This is a genomic window from bacterium (assembly GCA_019695305.1).
In the GTDB taxonomy this organism is placed as follows: Bacteria; UBA10199; UBA10199; order UBA10199; family JAIBAG01; genus JAIBAG01.
In genome coordinates this window covers 1-23,107 of the sequence record JAIBAG010000012.1, presented here as the reverse complement: position 1 = coordinate 23,107, position 23,107 = coordinate 1, and the positions used below count along the sequence as shown (strand labels likewise).

Here is a 23,107-nt window from a genome sequence, read left to right as displayed (position 1 = left end):
ATCTGTGAGTACCTATTTTATCAGCGGAATCAACAAGGGAATTGGTTTGGCACTGGCAGCTAAGCTGTTATCTCAAGGTCATCGAGTTTTGGGCACGTATCGTACACTCTCTCCCGCACTAAGCGAGCTTAAAAAAAATCACGCCACTCTTTCTATATTTAAGATGGATGTGAATGATGAAACGAGTATAGAAAAAGTAAAAAAAGAAATTCAGGTGATTGATGTGCTCATCAACAATGCCGGCGTGCTTACCGAATATAATGTGGGCTTAGAAGAACTCTCTCTTGCCGAAGTACAAAAAACTTTTGAAGTGAATGTACTGGGAACTATGCGTGTGACGCGTGCTTTCTTACCGTTATTACAGCGTTCTGGCCATCCTAAAATTATCACAATTTCCAGCAAGGTGGGTTCAATTGCCGATAACACGAGTGGTTTTGCTTATGGATATAGAATGTCTAAAACAGCCCTCAATATGTTTAATAAATCACTTTCTATCGAATTTTCTAAAATCACCTGTGTGGTGCTTCATCCGGGTTGGGTGCAAACCGATATGGGTGGTATGAATGCGCCCACCACGCCGCAGGAATCGGCAAGTGGTTTAGCTCAAGTAATAGAGAGTTTGTCGCTTCGTGATACAGGAAAATTTTTTGATTTTAGAGGAGAAACTATTCCTTGGTAGGAAAATATTTTTTAAACTGTTCCTTTATTTTTTCTTCTCCTCTCATGACCACATAATAAACTGTAGGGATAAACAAAAGAGTAAAAAAGATGGAACCGGCCAAACCCCAGTTTAAGGCTAAAGCCATAGGCGTAATAAAGGGATCGTTGCCTCCAATACCGTAGGCGGCGGGGAAAACGCCTAAAACTGTTGTGAGTGTGGTTAAAAAAATAGGACGGAAGCGAACCAAGCATCCTTCAATAATAGCTTCTTTTAAGGGCATGCCTTCTTTGCGCATCTGATTAATATGCAGAAAAATTAGGGTGCCACCATCCACCACCACACCGGTTAATCCTACCATTCCCAGCATTGCTAAAAATGTAAGTGGTTCACCATGCAGTCCAAAGCCCAAAATGATTCCCACCATCCCGCAGGGAATCATCAACATCAAAATCAATGTTTGTTTTAAATTGCCAAAGGTAAAAAGAAGTACAAATAAAATGAGCAGCATGGCAATAATGAGGGCGCGAAAGAGGCTCGCCATCGATTCTTGCGTATCTTCTTCTTCTCCGCCGTAGTGGATAATATAGCCGGGATACTCTTTAGAAATATTTTGAAATTTATCCTCCAAATAAGCATTTACCTTGCCCGATGTTGTAATGTCTTCATCTACATTGGCGGTAACGGTAAGCACGCGTTTAAAATCGAGATGTTTAATGGAGAGTGTTCCTGGGGCTTCCTTAAATGTGGCAATTTTATTCACTGGTGTCATGCCTCCCCATGGGTTGGGAATTTCCAAATTAGCAAGGGCCTCCTTGTTAAATCGTTCACTTTCGGGATAGCGTACCACCACATCAATTTCGTCATCCGTTTTACGAATGGTGGTAGCTTTGCCTCCTTCAAAGGCATGACGGATATTAAGAGCAATAGTGTCAAGCGTAAGGCCTGCCTGATGAGCTTTATCTTCATCAATCTCCATCATCAGTTCGCCCTTGCCCGGTTCATAATCGTCAGTAATGTCCTTTACTCCTTTTACGGTAGTAAGTGCCTCTTTAAAAAGGTCTGCAATTTTTGCCATGGTTTCAAAATCATCACCTTTAATTTTAACCGCTACCGGCTTTCCTACGGGAGGGCCAGGTTTCACGGGATCGAAATAAATTTTTGTGAAGCCAGGGATTTGGGGGGAATGCTTTCTAAAATCGTCCATGATGTCATCGGCCGAACGTTTGCGCGCGTTTTCAGGGGTTAAATAAACTTTTACCTGGGCTAAATGAGTGCCGCGCTCGGTAAAAGGGTCGCCGGGATCATTTTGAATAATTCCAAGTTCGGTTACATAGTGATCAAGTTCGTTTTTAGGAAGCGACGCAGCCATTTTTTCAAGTGGCAGTATTAAATCTTCTGTAACGGCCAAGCGTGTTCCTACAGGCGCTTTAGCTCGTATAAAAAATTGTTCAATGCCTTTGGCTGGAAATAAAATAAATTTAAGTCCAAAAGTTGCATAAATAAAAGCTGACACAACTATTCCAAAAGAAATGCCTAATGTAAGCTTGGGTTTATCTAAACACTTTTTAAGAGTACGGATATAGGCATCGCGAATTCGATTAAAAGTATGATGCTGTTTTATTTTTTCGAGCATTTTTACTTTTTTATCTCCACTCGCCCGGTGCAAATCAGAAATGTGCGAAGGTAAAATAAAAAGTGCTTCAAAGGCAGATACAAAAAGTGTGATGATTACTACTTTGGGGATATCGCCAATAAATTTTCCAAAAATACCCGTCATCATCAGGAGGGGAACAAAAGCAATGATGGTAGTAAGCACTACCGAAATTATGGCAGGGACTACTTCTTCGGCCCCTTTAATAGAGGCTTCTTCGTGTGAGTAACCTTTTTCCAAGTAACGGTTAATATTTTCGGCCACCACAATATCTTCATCCACCAGCATCCCCAGAACCATAATAAGCCCAAACATGGAGATGAGATTAATTGAAATGCCCGTCCAGTACATGATGGCAAAAGCGCCTAAGAGAGCTACCGGCATACCGATAGCGGCACTAATGGCAATGCGCACCGAAAGGAATAGGACAAGCGGCACCAATACTAAAATAAGGCCAATCCACCCGTTAGAGGTCAGTACACTCAAACGTCGTTCAATGTAATATGAAATATCCTCCACAATACCGTATTTGAGTTTGGGTTCATTTTTGGCGATAAAATTTTCAATTTTGTCGGTAATTTTCTTTTTTAGGCGGATAGCATCGGCCGAATCATCTTTAATAATTTGTAAATTAATCGATTCGCGGCCATCGGTGCGTGTTTTGGTTTGCACATCGGCAAAACCATCTTCTACTTTGGCTACATCTTTTACTTGCACCCAGTGGCCTTGATCGTTGGCTCGAATAATCACATTCTCCACGTCCTCTTTATTTTCAAGTTCGCCGTTGGTACGGATAATCAGTTCTTTTTTCTCTCCTTTTAAAAGACCACCCGGTACGTTGATATTTTTTTGAGCTAACGCTGCCATCACTTGCGGGAATGAAATTTTATAGTCTTTCATTTTATCGGGATTTACATTCACATGCACTTCGCGGTCTTTAAAGCCTCGGCGTGCTACTGCTGAAACACCGTTTAAATCCAAAAGCTCATCTTCCAAATCTTTGGCCAGTTCGCGGATGGCGCTATAGGGTAAATCGCCTGATAAAGTCACTTCTAAAACCGGTGTGTCTTTTACTTTTATTTCTTTTACAACCGGTCTTTTATCCAGATCAGCAGGCAAATCTTCGGCTTCTTCAACAGCCCGTTCGATATCACTGATAATTTTATTTTTATCGGACGCATTAGGATTTAATTTGATGATGAGTAGCGACATGCCCTCAATCGAAATGCTTCCCACTTCATCTAAATCATCCACCTCGCGTACTTCTTTTTCGATGGGGATGGTGATGCGCTTTTCTATTACATCGGGTGAGGCTCCAATATAATTGGTGCGCACAGTGACAATATCAAACGAAAAGTTTGGAAAAGCTTCACGTTCGATATTAAAAAGAGAAATAAGGCCAATAATGATGATAAAAAAAGTAAGAGAATTGGTGACGAGCGGGTTTTTAACTGAAAATTCAGAAAGCTTCATGAATAATTAAAGAACTAGCAGATTGATTGGGGAGGGGCAAATAATGATTTAACTACGGCAACATATCCTTAAAAGCGTCATAATCACGTCCAGAGGGTGTGGTATCGCAACCTTCTTCATTGGCCAGGCTATTGATGTTGTCTACACGTGATTCGGGGCTGGGGTGCGTACTTAAAAATTCGGGAGTGCCACCGTCTAAGTCTTCTTCGATAAGTTTTTCAAAAAAGTCGGCGGCGCCGTTACAGGCATAGAATGTTCCGGCCAGGTAAGCCACAGAATGTTCATCGGCATCAGATTCATTTTCACGCGAATAATCAAGTGTGGCAAAAGTTTGGGCTATGTCTACCAAAATGTTTTGATCTTGTCCTAGTAAAATGGCGAGGAGTGTGGATACGCCATATTGGGTGGTGAGCATTTCGGTAGAATGCCGTTCGGCAGCGTGGGCAATTTCGTGACCCATCACGCCTGCTAGTGAGTCTTCGGTGTCTAAAAATTTAATAAGCCCTGTGTAAAAATAAAGGTAGCCACCGGGGGTAGCAAAGGCATTTAAAACTTCGTCGTCATTAATGATGTGAACTTCCCAGTCAAAGTCATCACGATGATCCACAACGCCACTGTTTAAAACTTCATCGCGGATATCTTCTAAATAGGCATAGGCTTCGGGGTAGTCATCACGGTTTAAAAGGGGGTAAGTATCGGGGTCGTTTTCAATTTCTTGGCTAATGTCTTCGCCAAAATTACGATCGTCACTAATAGAAAAAAGATTAAGGCCCGATCCACAGCCTGTAAAAGAAATAAAAACAAAGAGAAATAAAAACTTTTTCATTCTCTCTTTATAGGCCCCTTAAAAGATCATGACAAGCCCATCATCTTATTTGTGCGTTATTTTTTTATAACAATTTAGGAGCGCGCTTCCTTGGTTTTACGTCCGGCAATTTGCTTGAGTAATTCATCGGCAAAGTGCTGATAATTGTTAGAACCCGTGGAAGAGGGCGAATAATCAAAAACCGGACGTCCCTCCAGTTGGGCTTTATTAAGATCGGTATTTACCGTGATGCGACTTTTAAAAATATTTCCTTTAAAAAAGCTTTTTAAATTTTGTTCCACCAGTTCATTCATGGTGATGTTGCGGCCGTCTACGCGTGTAAACAAAACGCCCAACACCTTAAGCTTGGGGTTTAGGCGCTCGTTAATCATTTCCAAACTTTCAAGTAAATCGGTTACCCCTTCAAAAGCCAAAACCGACATTTCGCAGGGAACGATGGCGTAATCGGAGGCGCAGAGTGCGTTGATGGTTAAATTGCCCAAATTGGGAGGGCAGTCTAAAATGATGTAGTCGTAATGAGTGCGTGCTAATTTAAGCGATTGCGACAAAATAAGTTCGCGACCAATTTTGGTGGTGAGCACCCCTTCAGTTTCGTACAAAGCTTTATCGCCGGGGGTAATATGAAACGAATTGATATCGGTTTTTATTACCGAGTCTAAAATATTTCCTTTTTTAGCAATGAGTATTGATGACAGTGGTGTGTATTCTACGCCTTCGGGAATAATGGCTCCCAAAGATTTTTCAACATGGCCCTGTGGATCGAGATCTACCACTAAAATTCTTTTTTTATGAAATTGCGAGAGTGCAGCACCCAAATTAACAGCCGTGGTTGTTTTACCCACGCCGCCTTTTTGCGAGCAGATGGCAATTACTTTGGCTTTTTTATTCCCTTCGGTTTGCCCAACACTATTTTTAGAAATTTCCTGGTTAATGAGTTCCTTAATCTTTTCTGTAATCATACCTTGTTCCTTGGTTAAAAATTGAAGAACCCCTTTTCCACCTTATGATACAGGTCCTTTTCTTTTTCAAGACGCAATTTAAAAGAGGGGTTTTTCTCCCGTTTTGAGGAATAAACCCCACAAATTTTTGACGTTTTAAGCTCTGTTGTTGGGGTGCTTATCACATACAGAGCCCCCTTTTTGTTATGTTATGAGCGGTTTTTTGGAGAGTTGTAAGTAAAATATTGTTATTTATCAATATTTTATAGGCGTGCCTGGCACCGTATGGGGAGAACTTAAAAAAAGCATTAAAACCGTATTCTTAAAGGGTTTTTGGCACTGGGTTTGCTTATCTTTAATGAGAGGTCCACATTTATGAAAAAGTCCATCCCTTTAACTGGTGTTATTTTACTTCTTTTAACTTTTATTGCCTGCGGTGGCGGGTCGTCGGGTGGTAATGGTCCGGATAAAGGAGAAGGTGCTAAATGTGGTATCGGCGATACCGATTGCGATGGCATTACTGACGGGTGTGATTTTAATCCTGATGTTGCTTACGACCAGGAAGTGGCAGCAGCTGCGTTGTTATCGGGTAAAACAGAAGGAGTACAAACTGTTCCGTTTACGGCAAAGTGTGATGAGGATGGTGATGGATTTTTTGATGATTTAGATGGTTGTGCCGATAAAGATAAAGGGACTTTCATGTGTGACAATTGTCCCGGTACTCCAAATAAAGACCAAGAGGATGCCGATGGTGATGGCCGTGGTGATGTTTGTGAAACGGCTTGTGATGCCTTGGGTGGTGATAGTGATTTTGATAAAATTTGTGATAACAAAGATAACTGCCCGCGTATACCCAATAACGATCAAAATCCGCTTGCCTGTGCAAAAGATAAAGATGGTGATGGATATGAAGGGAGTGCCAATGGTGGGAATGGGGAAGATTGTGATGATAGTGACCCGTTAGTGCATCCCGATTCTGAGGAGCCTGAAGTATTTTTGGGCACCGATTATAACTGTGACGGTGATAAGGGTGATATAGATAAGGCCGTTTTTGTTAAATTAGGTTATTCAGGCACTACCTTTAATGGCACTCAAGGAAGTTTAGCAAATCCTTATACAAATTTAGCTGAAGCCTTAGGTGACGACAAGGTAGTAGATGGAAGCACGCTTGTTGTTTTTAATGGCGATAGTGAAGTAGATGCAGCTCTTAATGTAAGTAAATCAGTTTCAATTTTAGGTGGTTATTATTGTACAAATCAAAACACCGGTTTAGCCGCTTGTGATACTATCGATCACGTAACCCGTGACTTTAATACTCAAGGTTATCCCACACATATTACATCTCTAACGGCCGACAAAAGTACCCTTTTTAATATTACCGGAGCTAATGTGATAGTGGATGGTATCAATATGCGTGTAAAAGGTGGGTATAAGGCTGTTTCTTATGATGCTCCCGATACTGATCACGTAAAATTTACCTTGCAGAATTCTGTTATCGTGAATGAAGCTTCTGCATCCATGACTAATCAAATTGTTTATATAAATATTGAAGATCTTACACACTTTCATGCAGATCCAACCATCAATATTGTAAATAACAATATTAGTACAGCAACTGGAACCGGCACACCCTCAGAAGTGTTTGCTATAAAAATTGAACAAGCAGATTTGGATGATTTGGTTGAATTAAATATTCATAAAAACATAGTGAAGCTTGATGTGCCGGGCACGCTTTTATATGGTATTTATGTAAGTTGTGCAGAAGAAGGTAAAACCTTTTCAGGGACATTTGCCTCTATCACCAATAATGAGATTACCATTGCATCGGCAACAAGTAACTACGGTATCAAAATGTTAAGATACGGGTTTGAAATAATTAAAAACAAAATTGTTATTAAAGATGAAATATTCACGTCTTATCAAACGGGCTCAAAAAGCATTGGCATAGAGTCTGTTGATTCATATCTTGCCTTAGCCAATGTAGTTGGCAATTATATGGCCATAAGTTTGGGGTCTGGTAATAAAACATATACTATTAATGCTTTTAATGGGAGTAATACAAACTTGGCCATGTTTAACAATACTGTTAAAACCGATTCATATGGTGAGGGTGAAGGTGTTATTCAACTTCAAAATTTTGATAATAGAAGTATAAAAATAGCCAATAACATTATTCTCACAGAAAATGGTTTGTCGGTAGCTATTCAAGAAATTGATCCCGATTCCCAGGCCGAAACGGCTGCAGAAGAAAACTGGACTGTTGATTTGGTAAAAAATAATATTTTTGATTCGGACTTTGATGCTGATCAATATGGGCATGCCGGGGTTTATGGCGATATTGATTCTTTATACGATAACCCGGAATGTTCAGACCTTACCAGTGCAAGAGACGATCAGACGGCTATTGATACATATATTGGATCGTGCGCTACAGATATTTGTGATAATGATCCGGGTTATAACCCAAGGGAAGCTGGAGATGTGATAGCATGCTTGGCAACGTATAAGTCTTATTGCAACTCAGTAAGAATAGTTCACTGCTCTGAGGAGCATTATAGCTACTATGATACTGTTGCCGATATGGAAGCGGCCTTGGGTGCAACAGTTGCTAGCGATAACGTTTCGGCCTCTGAAGCAAGCTTGTCCATATCTGAAAACTATAAGGTGCATGGTGGCCCGGCTATTTCTGCTAGAGTGTATCCCATTCCAGCTGATTTGCTAAAATATTATGATACGGATCTTGATGGCAATCCACGTCAGGCTGATGGTCATATCGACATTGGTTGTTACGAATATACGCCAGCGCCTGACGCTCAATAAAGGTGCGTTTTTAAGTCTAATTTGGCGTTTGACAATCTGTAATAGGGCTATATCATCATCGCCTTGATGAAAATTGATCCGCCCAAGCTTAAAAAGACGGCACTTTCCAAAATTGAGGAAATTGTAGGCCTTCATAACCTTTCTTTTTCTCATATCGATCGCCTCAATTATTCCCGCGATTCCAATTTTAAGAGCGCGCTACAAAATCATTACAATAAAACCGAATGTTTTCCCGATATCATTGTGTGGCCCCAAACTACCGAGCAGGTGCAAAAGCTTGTTAAGGTAGCCGTACGTCACCAAATTCCTATCATTCCCTATGGTGGAGGTTCGGGTGTGTGTGGTGGAACCCTCCCTATATACGGTGGCATGATCATCGACCTTAAAAAAATGAACCGCATTCTTAAGGTTGATACGCAAAACATGCTGGTGGAAGCCGAGTGCGGGATTTTACAAAAAGTTTTTGAAGATGAACTCAATCGCCGCGGGTTTACTTTAGGACATACGCCGTCGTCTATCCTGTGTGCCTCTCTGGGTGGCTGTTTGGCAGCGCGCTCGGCCGGGCAGCAGTCTACCAAGTACGGAAAAATTGAAGACATGATTTACGATTTTGAAGTGGTAACCGGCACTGGCGAAATTATTCGTACACGTAATATCAACAATATATCGGGTCTTGATTTAAACCAGATGTTTGTAGGCAGCGAAGGAACTCTTGGCATTATTACCAAAGCGCGTCTTAAAATGTATCCCTTGCCCGAAGCTACTCTTTTTGAAGGATTTAAATTCCCAAACATGGAAACGGCTATTGATGCCATCCGTCGTATTTTACAATCGGGCATCAAGCCATCGGTAGTGCGCTTGTACGATTCACTTGATACGCTTATTCTCCTTTCGTCCAAACATGGCGATTCTAAAATGAAATGGCCTGGTTTTTTTAAGCCGGTTAGCGACGAACTCAAAAATTTTGGTTTGCGTTTGGGGCTTAAGGTGCCGTCTTTGTTTCAGGTAGCAAGCCGAGTAGCTAATGCCGGTTGTTTGGTGGTTTTTTTATGGGAAGGCAACAAGCGCGTTGTAACGGAAGAACAAAAAATTTCGTCTTCTATTGCGTTAGGTTTAGGCGGGCAAAGTTTGGGTGAAGAACCCGGTAAATTTTGGTTACAAAACAGGTATCATGTTTCCTATAAAGCCTCCAAATTATTTACGGCCGGTGCCTTTACCGACACCATAGAAATTGCCGCTACCTGGGATAAACTCCATACGCTTTATAAAAAAATGATTTCTGCCTTAAAGGGTAGCGTTTTTGTGATGGCGCATCTCTCGCATGTGTATTCCGATGGCGGTTCTCTTTATTTTACTTTTGTTGCTCCCATGAAAGGGCTACGTCGATCGGAAAGACTTTACGATAAGGTTTGGGGAAAAGCACTCACCACCTGCCAAAAATATGGAGGCGTTATCAGTCATCACCACGGTATTGGGCGTTTAAAAGCCAAGTACATGCCCGATGAATGGGGCGAAGGTGCCTCTTTGTTTCGTGCTCTTAAAAAAACGTACGATCCGTTAGGTATTATGAATCCCGGTAAATTGTATGGCGATAAAAAAGATAAAAAGAAAGCTGCATAATGGAAATTAATAAAATATCGCAAATCATTACTGTATCGACCGGCACTACTCTTGCGGCCTGCGAAGCTATGCTTTTAAGTGAAGGGTTTTATTCGGGCTATAAACCCGTGGAGGAAGATGCTTCTTTGACTTACGCCCGTGTTTTAGCGGAGCGAATTCCCAATTATTATTTTTTGCAGCACGGGGGTATTGAGGATTTATGTGTGGGGGGTGAAGGAGTTACTTCTTCTGGACAGGAATTTACTCTTAAATCTGCTCCCCGTTCGGCCACCGGCCCCGATTTACGCCGTATGTTGGTGGGGAGCGATGGTATTTTTGGACATTTTAAAAATGTGACTGTTCGTATTTTTCCACTTCCTCAAAAAACCGCATGGGGCTTTTGTTTGTTGGACCACGTAAGTGAAGCCTCTGAGTTTTTAAGAAACATGCTCACATCGTTTATTCGTCCCTTGTTTTTGTGTGTTATTGATCAGGAAGAAACTGAAACTATAATGACGGAGTTAGGACAAAAAACAACCGATAAAGTAGCTGTAGCTTTTAAATTAGCCGATTTAAGTGCTTTGCTAGAAGCAAAAAAAGAAGCCTTGGTGCATATGGGCGAAGAATTAAAACATCGTTTTTATTGGCCCACACGTTTGGGAACTACCGAAAAGCTAGATGAACTTTTATTAAAACCAAAATTTTTTAAGCAAACTTTCCGTAAAAATGCCGAATTGTTTTTACACGGTGCCGATGTAGAGAATTTGGCCGAAAAAAGATTAAAACGGGAGCTGGAAAATATGGCTCAATTAAAACGCCTTAAAATTGCAGGGTAGGGGATAATTTATGTTAGAAGAATTTGAAAAAACACTCGAACTTTGTTCTGCCTGTCCTCGTTTGTGTCAAAGCGCCTGCCCTGTAGTTAAAACAGGCGGCAACGAATCGCATTCGCCCTGGGGTATGATGCAGACTCTAAATTTGGTGCGTAAGGGTGCCATTCCGTTTGATGCCGAAGTCGCCAAATTGTCTTACCAATGCCTTACGTGTAAAGCCTGTACCGAACAATGCGATCATGGCAATGTGATTCCGCCTATTGTTCAAGATGTGCGCGAACGTGCTGTAAAACAAGGCTTAGCGCCTCCCGAAATTGCGGGCTTTTTGGCCAAATTTCATCGTAATAATAATCCGTTTGCCAAAGATTTACTCACCAAGCTTAAAGATTATGTAGATGAAAAGTTTATTCACATGGAATCGCCGGTAGCCTATTTTGCCAGTTGTACCACCATTGCCAAAGCCCCCGAAGTGGTCCGTGATACTTTTGAGTTATTTGCCAAGTTAAAAATTGATTTTGTAAGTGTGTATCCCGAAGCAATTCAGTGTTGTGGTTATCCTCTTTTGTCGGCTGGTATGGAAGACGAGTTTGTGGATGTGGCCGAAATTAATTTTCATGCCATGAAAAAGTATAAAACAATTATTAGCGGCTCGCCTACCTGCATTCATACATTAAAAAATACGTATAAAAAATACGCCTTCGATTTGCCAGGAAAGGTGATTACTATTAATCAGTTTTTGGAACCTTTTCTTCATAATATAAATTATAAAATTAAAAAAAATATCCGTACCAAGCTTATTTATCACGATCCCTGTTACCTAAGCCGTTATTTGGGTGAAACTGAATTGCCAAGGGAGCTTATTAGCCAGGTATCGGGTTATCATCCGCAGGAATTCCATCATCATGGAAAAGAAACCGGCTGTTCGGGGCAGGGAGGTTGTTATTCTATTCTAAATAAAGATACATCCGATGCTATTGCCAAAGAGAGGCTTGAAGAAGTGTACGATCGCAATATTCAAATGGTGGTTACCCAGTGCCCGTCGTGCATCCACAAGTTTCGCAAAAACTCAAAACGTTTGGTGATTAAAGACACCATCAGTTATCTCAACGACTGTATTGAGGGAGTAAAAGAGTAGCATGTCCAAAACCATTATCATTGTTAATCCTGCGGCTGCCCGTGGTGCATTGGAAAAAGCGTGGAAAGATTTATCACATGCCTTAAAAGGGGAACTACGTTCCTTTAATGTTGGTTTTACGCGGAAGCCGGGTGAGGCTACAAGTTTGGTGCGTAAAGCGCTTAAAGAAGGGTATGAAAAAGTAATCTCCGTTGGTGGTGATGGGACATTGCGCGAATGTTTAAACGGTTTTTACGAAAATGAAATGGCTATTAACCCTAAAGCCATTTTGGGAATTCTACCTTTTGGCCGTGGTAGCGATTTGGCCCGTGCCTTGGGTATTTCACGCGATCCGGCTCAGGCTATTAAACATTTAAGCGGCAACAAAACAAAATTACTGGATGTAGGTGTGGCTCATCTTTTTAATTTAAAACATCAGGAAGAAACACTTTATTTTTTAAACAATGCGTATGTGGGTATTGGTGTTCTTGTTGATCAACATTCCAATAAAGCGCCACGTTGGGGAGGAGCCAAGGGTGCTTATATGTATGGTTTAGCCCGTGCGTTTATTGAATACAGAATTCAAAAAATGAATTGTAGGGTAGATGGGAAAAACCATGCTCTGAATGTGTTAAATTTGGTGATTGCCAATGGTCCCTTTTATGGGGCCGGTATGTATGCCTCTCCCATGGCCAGGCTTAACGATGGTATTTTTGATGTGGTGTCTATTGGAAAATTTACCTTGGCACGCGCTATCCGCGAACTGCCGCGTTTATACTCGGGGCAGTATTTAAAATTACCCGAAGTCAAATTTTACAGGGGAAAAGAAATAGAATTAAAACCCGCGTACCCTAATCAGGAATTACCTGTGGACATGGACGGCGATACTGTGGGTTACTTGCCAGGAAAATTTACGCTCTTGCCTAAAGCTATCCGCTTTAAGGTCTGATGACCTGCTCATAACAATTGGCGCAGCACGTATTGCAAAATACCGCCATGACGTAAATATTCCATTTCAACCGGTGTATCCACACGTGAGAGCGCTTCAAAGCTTTTGCCACCCGCATTAACCATCATTTTTTGACGCGGTTTCATGCTGGTTAAACCTTCAATGGTAATTTCTTCTTCACCGGTAAGTCCCAAAGACTCGCGATTGTGTCCGGGTAAGAATTGCAATGGCAGTATGCCCATGCCAATTAAATTGGAACGATGGATACGTTCGTACGATTCGGCAATGACGGCTTTAATGCCTTGCAGGTGCGGGCCCTTAGCGGCCCAGTCGCGCGAAGAGCCTGAACCGTATTCTTTGCCCGCAAGAATTACCAGCGGGGTACCTGCGTCATGATATTTTACAGCTGCGTCATAAATTGACAGTGTTTCACCGCTTGGAATGTGTTTGGTCATCCCGCCTTCGGTACCGGGAAGCATTTGGTTTTTAATGCGCACATTGGCAAAAGTACCGCGCACCATGGCTTCGTGATTGCCTCTTCGAGAGCCGTACGAGTTAAAATCAACTTCGGCCACACCGTTATTTTTTAAATATAACCCGGCCGGGCTTGAAGCTTTAATATTGCCGGCGGGAGAAATATGATCGGTTGTAATGGAATCTCCAAATACAGCTAATACCCGTGCGGCTTTAATATCGTTTAAAGGTTTGGGTGTTTTAGTCATGCCATCAAAGTAAGGAGCACGGCGGATATATGTCGATTTGGCATCCCAGGCATAAGTTTCGGATTTGGGAACTTTAATGGCCTTCCAGTTTTTATCGCCATCAAAAACATTTTTGTAACGCTTGGCAAATAGAGCCGAGGTTATGGATTTAAGTGCTGCTTTTACTTCTTTATTGGTAGGCCAAATATCTTTTAAGAAAACAGGCTTTCCTTTAGAATCCTGGCCTAGCGGTTCGCTATCCCATTTAATATCAATTTTTCCGGCTAAAGCATAAGCCACCACAAGAGGAGGCGAAGCTAAATAATTGGCACGCACATCGCTATGCACGCGGCCTTCAAAATTACGATTGCCAGAAAGAACAGAAGCGGTTACGAGCCCACGTTTTTTATACGCTTCGCCAACGGTAGGATGCAGTGGTCCTGAATTACCAATACAGGTAGTACAGCCATAACCTACCACATGAAAATTGAGTTTTTCGAGATACGGCAAAAGTTTTGTTTTTTCCAAATAGCCGGTTACCACTTGTGATCCGGGAGCAAGCGAGGTTTTAACCCAGGGTTTGGTTTTTAACCCCAGCTTGGCGGCCTTTTTAGCTACAATACCGGCAGCCAGCATCACCGAAGGATTGGACGTATTGGTGCAACTGGTAATAGCGGCAATCACCACATCACCATCGCGTGGCACGTGAGTTACTTTTCCAAAACTAATCGATTCGTTGGAGGCTTCGCCTTTGAAATCCTTGGGACGCAGTCCCTCTTTCTTTTCCAAAAAGGAAGCAGCCACATCTTTTAACAGAACACGGTCTTGCGGACGGCTAGGACCTGCCATTGAAGGTTCTACCGAGGCTAAGTCTAATTCTAAAGTGTCGCTGTAATTGGGCCAAACCGTGTTTTTGGTTACAAACAAGCCTTGGGCTTTTAAGTATTTTTCCACCAGTTCAATTTGTTGTTTGCTGCGCCCGCTTAACTTTAAAAAGTTGAGAGTTTCTTTATCTACCGGGAAAAAACCGCAGGTAGCACCATATTCGGGAGCCATGTTGGCAATGGTAGCGCGGTCGGCCAGGCTTAAATCGAGCATGCCGGGGCCGTAATATTCAACAAATTTTCCTACCACACCTTTTTTACGCAGCATTTGCGTGATGGTGAGCACCACGTCGGTGGCGGTAACTCCTTCACGGGTTTTCCCCAAAAGTTTAAAACCCACAACTTGCGGAATGAGCATGGTAGATGGTTGCCCCAACATGGCCGCTTCGGCTTCAATGCCGCCTACACCCCAACCCAAAATACCCAAACCGTTAATCATGGTGGTGTGTGAATCGGTACCCACCACGGTATCGGGAAAAATTTCGTTTTTATCGTTGGCCATTACCACGCGGCCCAAGTGTTCTAAATTAACCTGATGCACAATGCCGGTATCGGGCGGAACAACTTTAAAATTGTTAAAAGCGTTTTGTCCCCATTTTAAAAATTCATAGCGTTCGCGGTTGCGGCTAAATTCTAAACCAATATTGGTTTTTAAAGCTTTGGACGAACCGTATGCATCTACTTGCACCGAGTGATCGATCACAAGTTCCACCGGTTGAAGCGGGTTAATTTTTTTAGGGTCGCCGCCTAACGCTTTTATGGCATCACGCATGGTGGCTAAATCCACCACGCAGGGGACACCAGTAAAGTCCTGTAAAATGACGCGGGCTGGCATAAAGTTAATTTCGTGTTCGGTTGGGTTGCCAGCAGATTTGGCTAAAATTTCGATATCATTTTTAAAAACGGAGAGGTTGTTTTCGTTTCGGAGTAGGTTTTCAAGTAAAATTCTTAATGAAAACGGTATCTTAGATATATTGTACCCGCTCGCTTCCAGTGCCTTTAAGCTAAAGTAAGAGTAGGTGGTTTTTCCAATTTTGAGGTTCTTTTTGGTTTTAAAACTATCTAGTGAAGGGGTCATAAATATCTCCTAAAAACAAGGATTTTGATTGGGCGCTAAGATACCAGTGTGTTACAATAAATCAATTGATTTCGGGTGGGTAAGGGGAGTTTTGAAAACATCGTATTACGGGCGCATACTCGACACGGCCTTCGACGGTTATATTGCTGTTGATGAAGAAGGCCTTGTTTTAAGCTTTAATAAAAAAGCTTGCGACTTGTTTGGCTATTCCCACGATGATGTGGTGGGCGCTAAACTCGTTGATCTTATTATTCCAACTCAACTACAACATTCCTTTTTTGAACTTTATCCCTCTATTTTGTCTGAAGCCCGCACTCATGGTTTTGAGAAACGTTTTGAAACAAAAGTGTGGGGGAAAAACCATAATGAATTTCCGGTAGAAATAAGTATTTGGACAACGCAAAACGGAAACGAAATTATTTTTAATGCTTTTGTTCACGATATCAGTGAACGCAAAAAATTAGATCAATTAAAAGATGATTTTATTGGCACCGTATCGCACGAGTTAAGAACACCGCTTACCATTGTAAAAGGTGCTATCACCAACTTGCGCGATGGCTTTGTGGGAGCATTAACCAAAGAGCAATTAAAAGTTATTGAAATTGGAAGCCGCAATGTAGATCGCTTGGGACGCATTATTAATAATTTACTTGATCTTTCTCGTCTTGAATCGGGCCATGTAAAAATGAAGCACGAACGTTTAGAAGTATTAAAAATGATTAACGGCTTTGTAGAATCGTTTCAGGCAGAAAGCCCTGAAAAGAAAATTACTATTTCTACTCATTCAAGAGAAATCCCCGATATTTTGGCCGATTCAACTTTAATGACGCAACTGTTTCACAACATAATTTCTAATGCTGTACGATATGCACGTTCACGGGTGAACATAGAATTGAATATTGTGTCTTTAAACGATGTGCCTGTTCATGTGCGCTCGGAAATGTTGATGGAGCAAAATAAAAGTGAATTGATTCAAATTACAGTAAAAGATGATGGTGAAGGAATCCCAGAGGCACAGTTTAACGATCTGTTTAATAAATTTGTACAAATTAATCGTCCTTCTGGTGGTGCTGGTTATAAAGGAACAGGGCTAGGTCTTACTATTTCCAAAGAAATAGTAAGACTTCATCACGGTGGTATTTGGGCCAAAAGTACAGAAGGGGTGGGTTCCACTTTTAATATGGTGTTACCTGTTTATAATGAGGCTATCTTTTTCTCTAAGATATTCAAAAAAATGTCTATGGCAGCCATCGATAAAGGTCAGAATTTAGCTTACTTGCAAGTAGTGCTTAAAGATCCAATGGGTATAACTGTAAAAAACGAATCGAAGGGCTTACAGTTTTTAATGGAGCGTTTGGGCGATGCAATTGAAAACGATATTTTACGTAGAGAAGATATTTTGTTTAGGCACACTTTGGCTAATTGTTTTTCTGTTTTAGCACAAACAACGCGCAAGGGAGCTTACTCTATAGCACAGCGTATTTCTCATATATTGGGTGAAATGCTTGATGCGGATCAATTCTATTCTGGCTATGAAATACAAGTGGGAACAGCCATGTATTTAGCCGATGGTGACGATTTAGAGCAATTAATGAATCATGCGAGTAGGCACATGCAAAGCTTTAGTAAGTCGCGTATTTTACTGGTGGATAATGAAGGTGTTTTGTTGCAGATGTTGACTCTTTATTTGCAAAGCCATGGCTTTGTGGTGGACGTGGCCTTGTCGGCGGAAAAGGCATTAGAAAAAATAAAAACCTTTCGCCCCAATTTACTTGTCCTAGATACAGCCTGTGGTTGGGATCTCTGCTATGCGTTAAAGCAAAACCACGATACAGCGTCTATGCCTATCATTGTGCTTACTGGAAGCCAAGAAACCGGCATTACAGCCAAAGCAAAAAAAGCTCAGGTGGATGAACTTTTATATAAACCCTGTGACGAGAAAAGGTTGGTTGAAGCTATTAAGCAGGCGCTTAAAAAAAAGCAGCCTTCTCTACATTCTCAAAATTTTTTACATCCCTAATTTTACAATACTAAAAAAAAGTAGCTCATTGCCTTTAAGCCTGTTACAAAAGGCAGGTGGCTTTTTCTATTGTTTACATTACCGTTCCCAATTTAAAGACAGCGCGTTTTATAAGCCAAACTATGGTGCACGAAAAGCTTGCGGCCTGTGCCAATATTTTGGGAAGTATTCAGTCGGTATATTGGTGGGATAAAAAAATACAAAAAAGTCGCGAGGTGGCACTTATTCTTAAAACGCAAACTAGCCTTGTAAAGCGCGTTATTAAGCGTGTTAAATTACTTCATCCTTACGAGTGTCCTTGTGTGGTGGCGCTTCCAATTAAGGATGGGAATCTTGCATTTTTACAATGGATTGCTTCGCAAACAAAAGTATGAAATTTATCCGTTCTCAATTTGGAATAGTTCTTCTTGTTTTGCTAGCGTTAACCTGTTGTAAGGAACGCGAAAAGCAGAAAATCAACCAACTCAATGCCGACTCTTTGCGCTATTATCAAAAAGGTGATTTAGAAAAAGCCATTCCCAAAGCGCTTGAAGCTTTAAAATTATCCGAAAAAATATTTGGTTTAGATGACCCTGAGTATGCGGTTCCACTTACTAATTTAGGGTTACTGTATCTTGAACAAGGCAATCAGGCTTTAGCCGACCAGTATTTAATGCAGGCTTACACCATTCGTAAAAATAAGTTGGGAGATGAAGATCCCAAAACTTTGGTGTCGTTACTCAATTTATCGGAAATGTATCGTAAAACAGGCCGTTATATGGACGCCGAGTCGGAAGCGCGTGTTGTTATTGTATTGCGTGAAAAGCTATTAAAGCCAAACGATACCGAATTGGCCCGTTCCTATTATGCTTTGGCCAATACTTATTTTTTACAGGGTAAATATCCGTCAGCCAAGCCTTTGTATGAAAAAGCCCTTGGTATTATGGAAAATAACCCCACGCGTCTTGATAATGAATTGTCATCCAGTATTATGTCGGAATTGGGAGTTATTTATAAAAGGGAAGGTAAGTTTAAAGATGCCATTCCTCTCTACGAAAAAGCCATTGGCTTTGATATTTTAACCTATGGGCGTGAACATCCCAATGTGGGCATGGGGCTTGTGGCCTTGGCCGACAATTATTATTACTCGGGCAATGTGGCCATGGCCGAGCAGCATTACAATCAGGGTTTGGAGATTTTACAAAAAGCATTTGATCCGTACGATGCCCGTTTAATTCCCCTTTATGAAAAAGTAGCATTATTTTGCGAAAAAACAGGCAAACCTCAAAAAGCCGCCGAGTTTAGAGACAGGGTAAAAAGGATAAAACAAGTCAGCCAGCACTAAGAAGTATCTGTCCTGATAATGCCGTCAATTTTCTTGACCACCGCGCTATTATTTGGTTTATGTCGCCCGTTCAAGGTTTCTTAAGCTGCACTTTATAGAACGGCTAGCATTAAAGGGGTTTATGATATCACTTAAAAAAGCATTTACATCCTCGGTAGGTCTTAAATTTTTGATGGGTTTATCAGGCTTAGCCCTGATGGGCTTTATTATCACTCATTTGTTGGGCAATTTACCACTCTACAGTAGCTCACCCGATCCTTATAATACTTACGTTCAAAAGTTACATAGCTATGGGCCACTCTTGACCGTTGCCGAATTTGGTCTTTTGGGCCTTTTTCTGTTTCATATTGTTTTAGCCATTGCCGTGACCATTAAAAACAAAGCCTCTCGTCCGGAAGATTATAAAAAATTACAAGGTAAAGGTGCCGCTACCAGTACGGTAAGTTCGCGCAACATGGCGATTTCTGGTTTGTTTTTACTTGTTTTCCTGGTGATTCACATTGCCGATTTTCGTTTTGGACCAGGCATGGCTGATGGCTATACCACCACACTTCATGGTGAAGAAACCCGTGATTTATACAAGTTAGTGGTGGAAGAATTTAGCGAGCCTGGCGAAGTAATTTTTTATGTGGTGTGTATGATTGCTATTGGTTTTCATATACGTCATGGCTTTTGGAGCGCTTTTCAGTCGCTTGGCTTAACACGCGCGCGTAACACCAAAACGCTGCAGAATTTAAGCACATTGTTAGCTGTTATTTTATCGTTGGGATTTTTATTTATTCCCATCGTGATTTATTTCCGGGGGTAAGATCATGGTATTAGATTCACGTATTCCGGATGGACCGCTTTCCCAAAAATGGGAAAAATGCAAATTTGATTTAAAGCTCGTCAATCCGGCCAATAAACGCAAATACACTATTCTCGTTGTGGGCACGGGTTTAGCCGGTGCCTCAGCTGCGGCTTCACTGGCCGAAATGGGCTATAATGTAAAAAGTTTTTGCGTACAAGATTCTCCTCGCCGCGCACACTCCATTGCGGCCCAAGGTGGTATCAACGCTGCTAAAAATTATCCCAACGATGGTGATTCGGTTTATCGCTTGTTTTACGATACCATTAAAGGCGGCGATTACCGTGCGCGCGAAGCTAACGTTTATCGTTTAGCGCAAAATTCAGCCAATATCATTGATCAATGCGTGGCCCAAGGTGTTCCATTTGCCCGCGAATATTCCGGTGAACTGGCCAACCGTTCTTTTGGTGGCGCTCAAGTATCCCGTACTTTTTATGCCAAAGGCCAAACCGGCCAGCAGCTTCTTTTGGGAGCCTACGGCGCGCTCATGCGTCAGGTTGAATTGGGTAAAGTAAAACTCTATTCCCGTACCGAAATGCTGGATGTTGTGATGATTGACGGCAAAGCGCGTGGTATTATCACACGTGATCTTGTAACCGGCGCCATCGAAAAATTTGCCGGCGATGCAGTTATTTTAGCTACCGGTGGTTATGGCCGTGTGTATTATCTTTCTACCAACGCCATGAACTCCAACGTAACAGCGGCTTTCCGTTGTTATCGCAAAGGTGCTTTCTTTGGAAATCCTTGCTACACGCAAATTCACCCTACCTGTATTCCTGTATCCGGTGATCATCAGTCTAAACTCACTCTTATGAGTGAATCGCTGCGTAACGATGGTCGTGTATGGGTGCCCAAGAAAAAAGAAGATTGTAAAAAAGACCCCAACACCATTCCCGAAGAAGATCGTGATTATTATTTGGAACGCAAGTATCCAAGCTTTGGTAATTTGGTGCCTCGCGATGTGGCCAGCCGCAATGCCAAGCAAATGTGCGATGAAGGACGCGGTGTGGGCGAAAGTGGATTGGCGGTTTATTTAGATTTTAGAGACGCCATTAAGCGCGATACCGAAAAAGTAGTGCGCGATAAATACGGCAATTTGTTCCAGATGTATGCGCAAATTACCGGCGAAGATCCATATAAAACGCCCATGCGTATGTACCCTGCGGTGCATTACACCATGGGTGGATTATGGGTAGATTATCATCTCATGACCACTATCCCTGGCTTATTTGCCTTGGGTGAAGCTAATTTCTCCGATCACGGTGCCAACCGCTTGGGCGCATCGGCACTCATGCAGGGCTTATCGGATGGTTATTTTGTTATCCCGTCTACTATTGGTGATTATCTTGCTAAAATTGGACCTCAGAAAAATAGCACCGACACTCCCGAATTTAAAAAAGCCGAAGATGAAGTAAAAGCCGGTATCAAAAAATTACTCGATGTGAGCAAAACCGGAACGCGTTCGGTGGAATCGTTCTATCGCGAGCTTGGTTTTATCATGTGGGATTATGTGGGTATGTCACGTACAGCCGAAGGATTAAAAACCGCCATTGGTAAAATTCAAAAGCTCCGTGATGAATTCTGGAAGACGGTAAAAATTCCCGGCAGTAACGAAGAATTGAATAAAAACCTCGAAATGGCTGGCCGCGTAGCCGACTTTTTTGATTTAGGCGAGCTGATGGCGCGCGATGCTTTAAACCGCAGTGAATCATGCGGTGGACACTTTCGCGAAGAATCACAAACGCCCGAAGGTGAAGCACAGCGTATTGACGATCAATTTTCGTACGTGTCAGCCTGGGAGTATAAGGGCAACAACGCAGAACCAGTGCTTCATAAGGAAGAATTAAAATTTGAAAATGTGCATTTGAGTCAGCGCAGTTATAAGTAGGAGATAAAATGTCATCCAAAACTATGACCATTCATTTGGAAGTTTGGCGCCAAAAAAATAATCAGGATACGGGCCGTCTGGAAAAATACACACTCGATACCGTTTCACCCGACATGTCCTTTTTGGAAATGCTCGATGTATTAAACGAAAAGTTAATTAAGGAAAACATTGCTCCCGTAGAATTTGATAGCGATTGCCGCGAAGGTATTTGCGGGATGTGTTCGTGCATGATTAATGGCCAGGCTCATGGCCCTCAAACAGGCAATGCTACCTGCCAGCTGCACATGCGCTCGTTTAAAGATGGTGATACGGTTGTTGTAGAACCCTGGCGCGCCAAGGCTTTCCCGGTAGTGAAAGATTTAGTGGTGGATCGCAGCGCTTTCGATCGCATCATTATGGCTGGTGGTTATACCTCGGCTAAAACTGGCCCTCATCCCGATGCCAACACACATCTTATTCCCAAAGACATTGCCGATTTAGCGATGGATGCTGCAACGTGCATTGGTTGTGGGGCTTGCGTGGGTGCTTGTCCCAATGCTTCGGCCTCGCTCTTTACAGCGGCCAAAGTAAGCCAGATGGCGCTTTTGCCACAAGGACAGGCCGAAGCCGCGCGTCGTGTGGTGAAAATGGTGGAACGCATGGATGCCGAAGGATTTGGTAATTGCACCAACATTGGTGAATGTTCGAGTGCGTGTCCCAAAGAAATTTCTATCGATTTTATTTCAAAAATGAAACGTGAATACCGGAAAGCAATTTTATCCGGTGGAGATATTTAGTATGGCTTATTCCAACAACATTAAAATTCCTGCCAGTGGCTCTAAAATTACTCTTAAAAACGGAAAATTAACCGTGCCCGATAACCCGATTATCCCTTTTATCGAAGGTGATGGAACCGGTCCGGATATCTGGAATGCGTCCGTCATTGTTTTTGATGCGGCTGTTGAAAAAGCTTACGGCGGTAAACGTAAAATTAACTGGCTTGAAATTTTTGCCGGTGAAAAAGCAAAAGCCACCTATGGCGAAAATTGCCCTCCCAATTTTTTACCCGATGAAACCACTGAGGTAATTAAAGAATATCTCGTTGCTATTAAAGGCCCGCTCACCACACCCGTGGGCAAAGGAATTCGTAGTTTAAACGTGGCACTGCGCCAGATTTTAGATTTGTACGTGTGCTTACGCCCTGTACGTTATTTTAGCGGTGTACCATCACCCGTAAAACGCCCCGAAGATATCGACATGGTGATTTTCCGTGAAAACTCCGAAGATATTTATGCCGGTATCGAATGGGAAGCGGGTACGCCCGAAGTAAAAAAGATGATTGCGTTCTTGCAGAACGAAATGGGTGTTAAAAAAATCCGTTTTCCAGAAACTTCCGGTATTGGTGTAAAGCCCGTCTCTGAAGAAGGAACAAAACGTTTAGTACGCTCGGCTGTTGAATATGCCATCACTCAAAAACGTAAAAATGTAACGCTCGTGCACAAAGGTAATATTATGAAGTTTA

The 23,107-nt window shown here is 42.0% G+C and carries 17 protein-coding genes; 13 read left to right on the top strand and 4 right to left on the bottom strand.

Going from position 1 to position 23,107, the window contains the following annotated elements; genetic code table 11:
- Positions 1-4: 4 nt before the first annotated feature.
- Positions 5-679, top strand: coding sequence for an SDR family oxidoreductase (locus tag K1X76_06980; protein MBX7148816.1), 675 nt, complete (start codon positions 5-7; stop codon positions 677-679).
- Here K1X76_06980 and K1X76_06975 read toward each other — a convergent pair.
- The 3 genes from K1X76_06975 to K1X76_06965 form a co-directional block, all read right to left on the bottom strand.
- A complete protein-coding gene (locus K1X76_06975; protein MBX7148815.1) occupies positions 666-3,785 on the bottom strand; it encodes an efflux RND transporter permease subunit in 3,120 nt (1,039 codons plus the stop codon). The two genes, K1X76_06980 and K1X76_06975, sit on opposite strands and share 14 nt — an antisense overlap.
- A gap of 52 nt (positions 3,786-3,837) precedes the next feature.
- On the bottom strand, positions 3,838-4,611 hold the full coding sequence (locus tag K1X76_06970; GenBank protein MBX7148814.1) for a M48 family metalloprotease: 774 nt from the start codon (positions 4,609-4,611) through the stop codon (positions 3,838-3,840).
- Between the two features lie 74 nt (positions 4,612-4,685).
- Positions 4,686-5,570 (bottom strand): ParA family protein, encoded by an 885-nt coding sequence (locus K1X76_06965; GenBank protein MBX7148813.1) that lies wholly within the window; start codon positions 5,568-5,570, stop codon positions 4,686-4,688.
- 354 nt (positions 5,571-5,924) lie between these two features.
- Here K1X76_06965 and K1X76_06960 point away from each other — a divergent pair, with 354 nt between their 5' ends.
- From K1X76_06960 to K1X76_06940, 5 genes are all read left to right on the top strand, one after another.
- A complete protein-coding gene (locus tag K1X76_06960) occupies positions 5,925-8,369 on the top strand; it encodes a thrombospondin type 3 repeat-containing protein (protein MBX7148812.1) in 2,445 nt (814 codons plus the stop codon).
- Between the two features lie 63 nt (positions 8,370-8,432).
- On the top strand, positions 8,433-9,989 hold the full coding sequence (locus K1X76_06955) for an FAD-binding oxidoreductase (GenBank protein ID MBX7148811.1): 1,557 nt from the start codon (positions 8,433-8,435) through the stop codon (positions 9,987-9,989).
- Positions 9,989-10,804 (top strand): hypothetical protein, encoded by an 816-nt coding sequence (locus K1X76_06950; protein ID MBX7148810.1) that lies wholly within the window; start codon positions 9,989-9,991, stop codon positions 10,802-10,804. Before K1X76_06955 ends, K1X76_06950 begins: the two co-directional genes overlap by 1 nt.
- Before the next feature lie 10 nt (positions 10,805-10,814).
- Entirely contained in the window at positions 10,815-11,936 is a 1,122-nt protein-coding gene (locus K1X76_06945) for a (Fe-S)-binding protein (protein MBX7148809.1), read from the top strand.
- Between the two features lies 1 nt (position 11,937).
- Complete coding sequence (locus K1X76_06940; protein MBX7148808.1) at positions 11,938-12,864, top strand: diacylglycerol kinase family lipid kinase; 927 nt, start codon at positions 11,938-11,940, stop codon at positions 12,862-12,864.
- An 8-nt stretch (positions 12,865-12,872) separates the two neighbouring features.
- Here the strand turns inward: K1X76_06940 and acnA are convergent, their stop codons facing one another.
- Positions 12,873-15,527, bottom strand: a complete 2,655-nt coding sequence (gene acnA, locus K1X76_06935) for an aconitate hydratase AcnA (protein MBX7148807.1) — start codon at positions 15,525-15,527, stop codon at positions 12,873-12,875.
- Between the two features lie 91 nt (positions 15,528-15,618).
- On the opposite strand from acnA, the gene K1X76_06930 reads away from it, so the two are divergent.
- From K1X76_06930 to K1X76_06900, 7 genes are all read left to right on the top strand, one after another.
- Entirely contained in the window at positions 15,619-17,547 is a 1,929-nt protein-coding gene (locus K1X76_06930) for a PAS domain S-box protein (GenBank protein MBX7148806.1), read from the top strand.
- Positions 17,548-17,624: 77 nt separating this feature from the next.
- Positions 17,625-17,921, top strand: coding sequence for a divalent-cation tolerance protein CutA (locus K1X76_06925; protein MBX7148805.1), 297 nt, complete (start codon positions 17,625-17,627; stop codon positions 17,919-17,921).
- Positions 17,918-18,871, top strand: coding sequence for a tetratricopeptide repeat protein (locus tag K1X76_06920; protein ID MBX7148804.1), 954 nt, complete (start codon positions 17,918-17,920; stop codon positions 18,869-18,871). Before K1X76_06925 ends, K1X76_06920 begins: the two co-directional genes overlap by 4 nt.
- 121 nt (positions 18,872-18,992) lie before the next feature.
- Positions 18,993-19,679 carry a succinate dehydrogenase cytochrome b subunit gene (locus tag K1X76_06915; GenBank protein MBX7148803.1) on the top strand — a complete coding sequence of 229 codons (687 nt, stop codon included), beginning with the start codon at positions 18,993-18,995 and terminating at the stop codon, positions 19,677-19,679.
- Positions 19,680-19,683: 4 nt separating this feature from the next.
- Complete coding sequence (locus K1X76_06910; GenBank protein ID MBX7148802.1) at positions 19,684-21,606, top strand: fumarate reductase/succinate dehydrogenase flavoprotein subunit; 1,923 nt, start codon at positions 19,684-19,686, stop codon at positions 21,604-21,606.
- 23 nt (positions 21,607-21,629) lie between these two features.
- A complete protein-coding gene (locus K1X76_06905) occupies positions 21,630-22,382 on the top strand; it encodes a succinate dehydrogenase/fumarate reductase iron-sulfur subunit (GenBank protein ID MBX7148801.1) in 753 nt (250 codons plus the stop codon).
- Position 22,383: 1 nt separating this feature from the next.
- On the top strand, positions 22,384-23,107 hold a 724-nt coding region (locus K1X76_06900), incomplete at its 3' end, for an NADP-dependent isocitrate dehydrogenase (protein MBX7148800.1).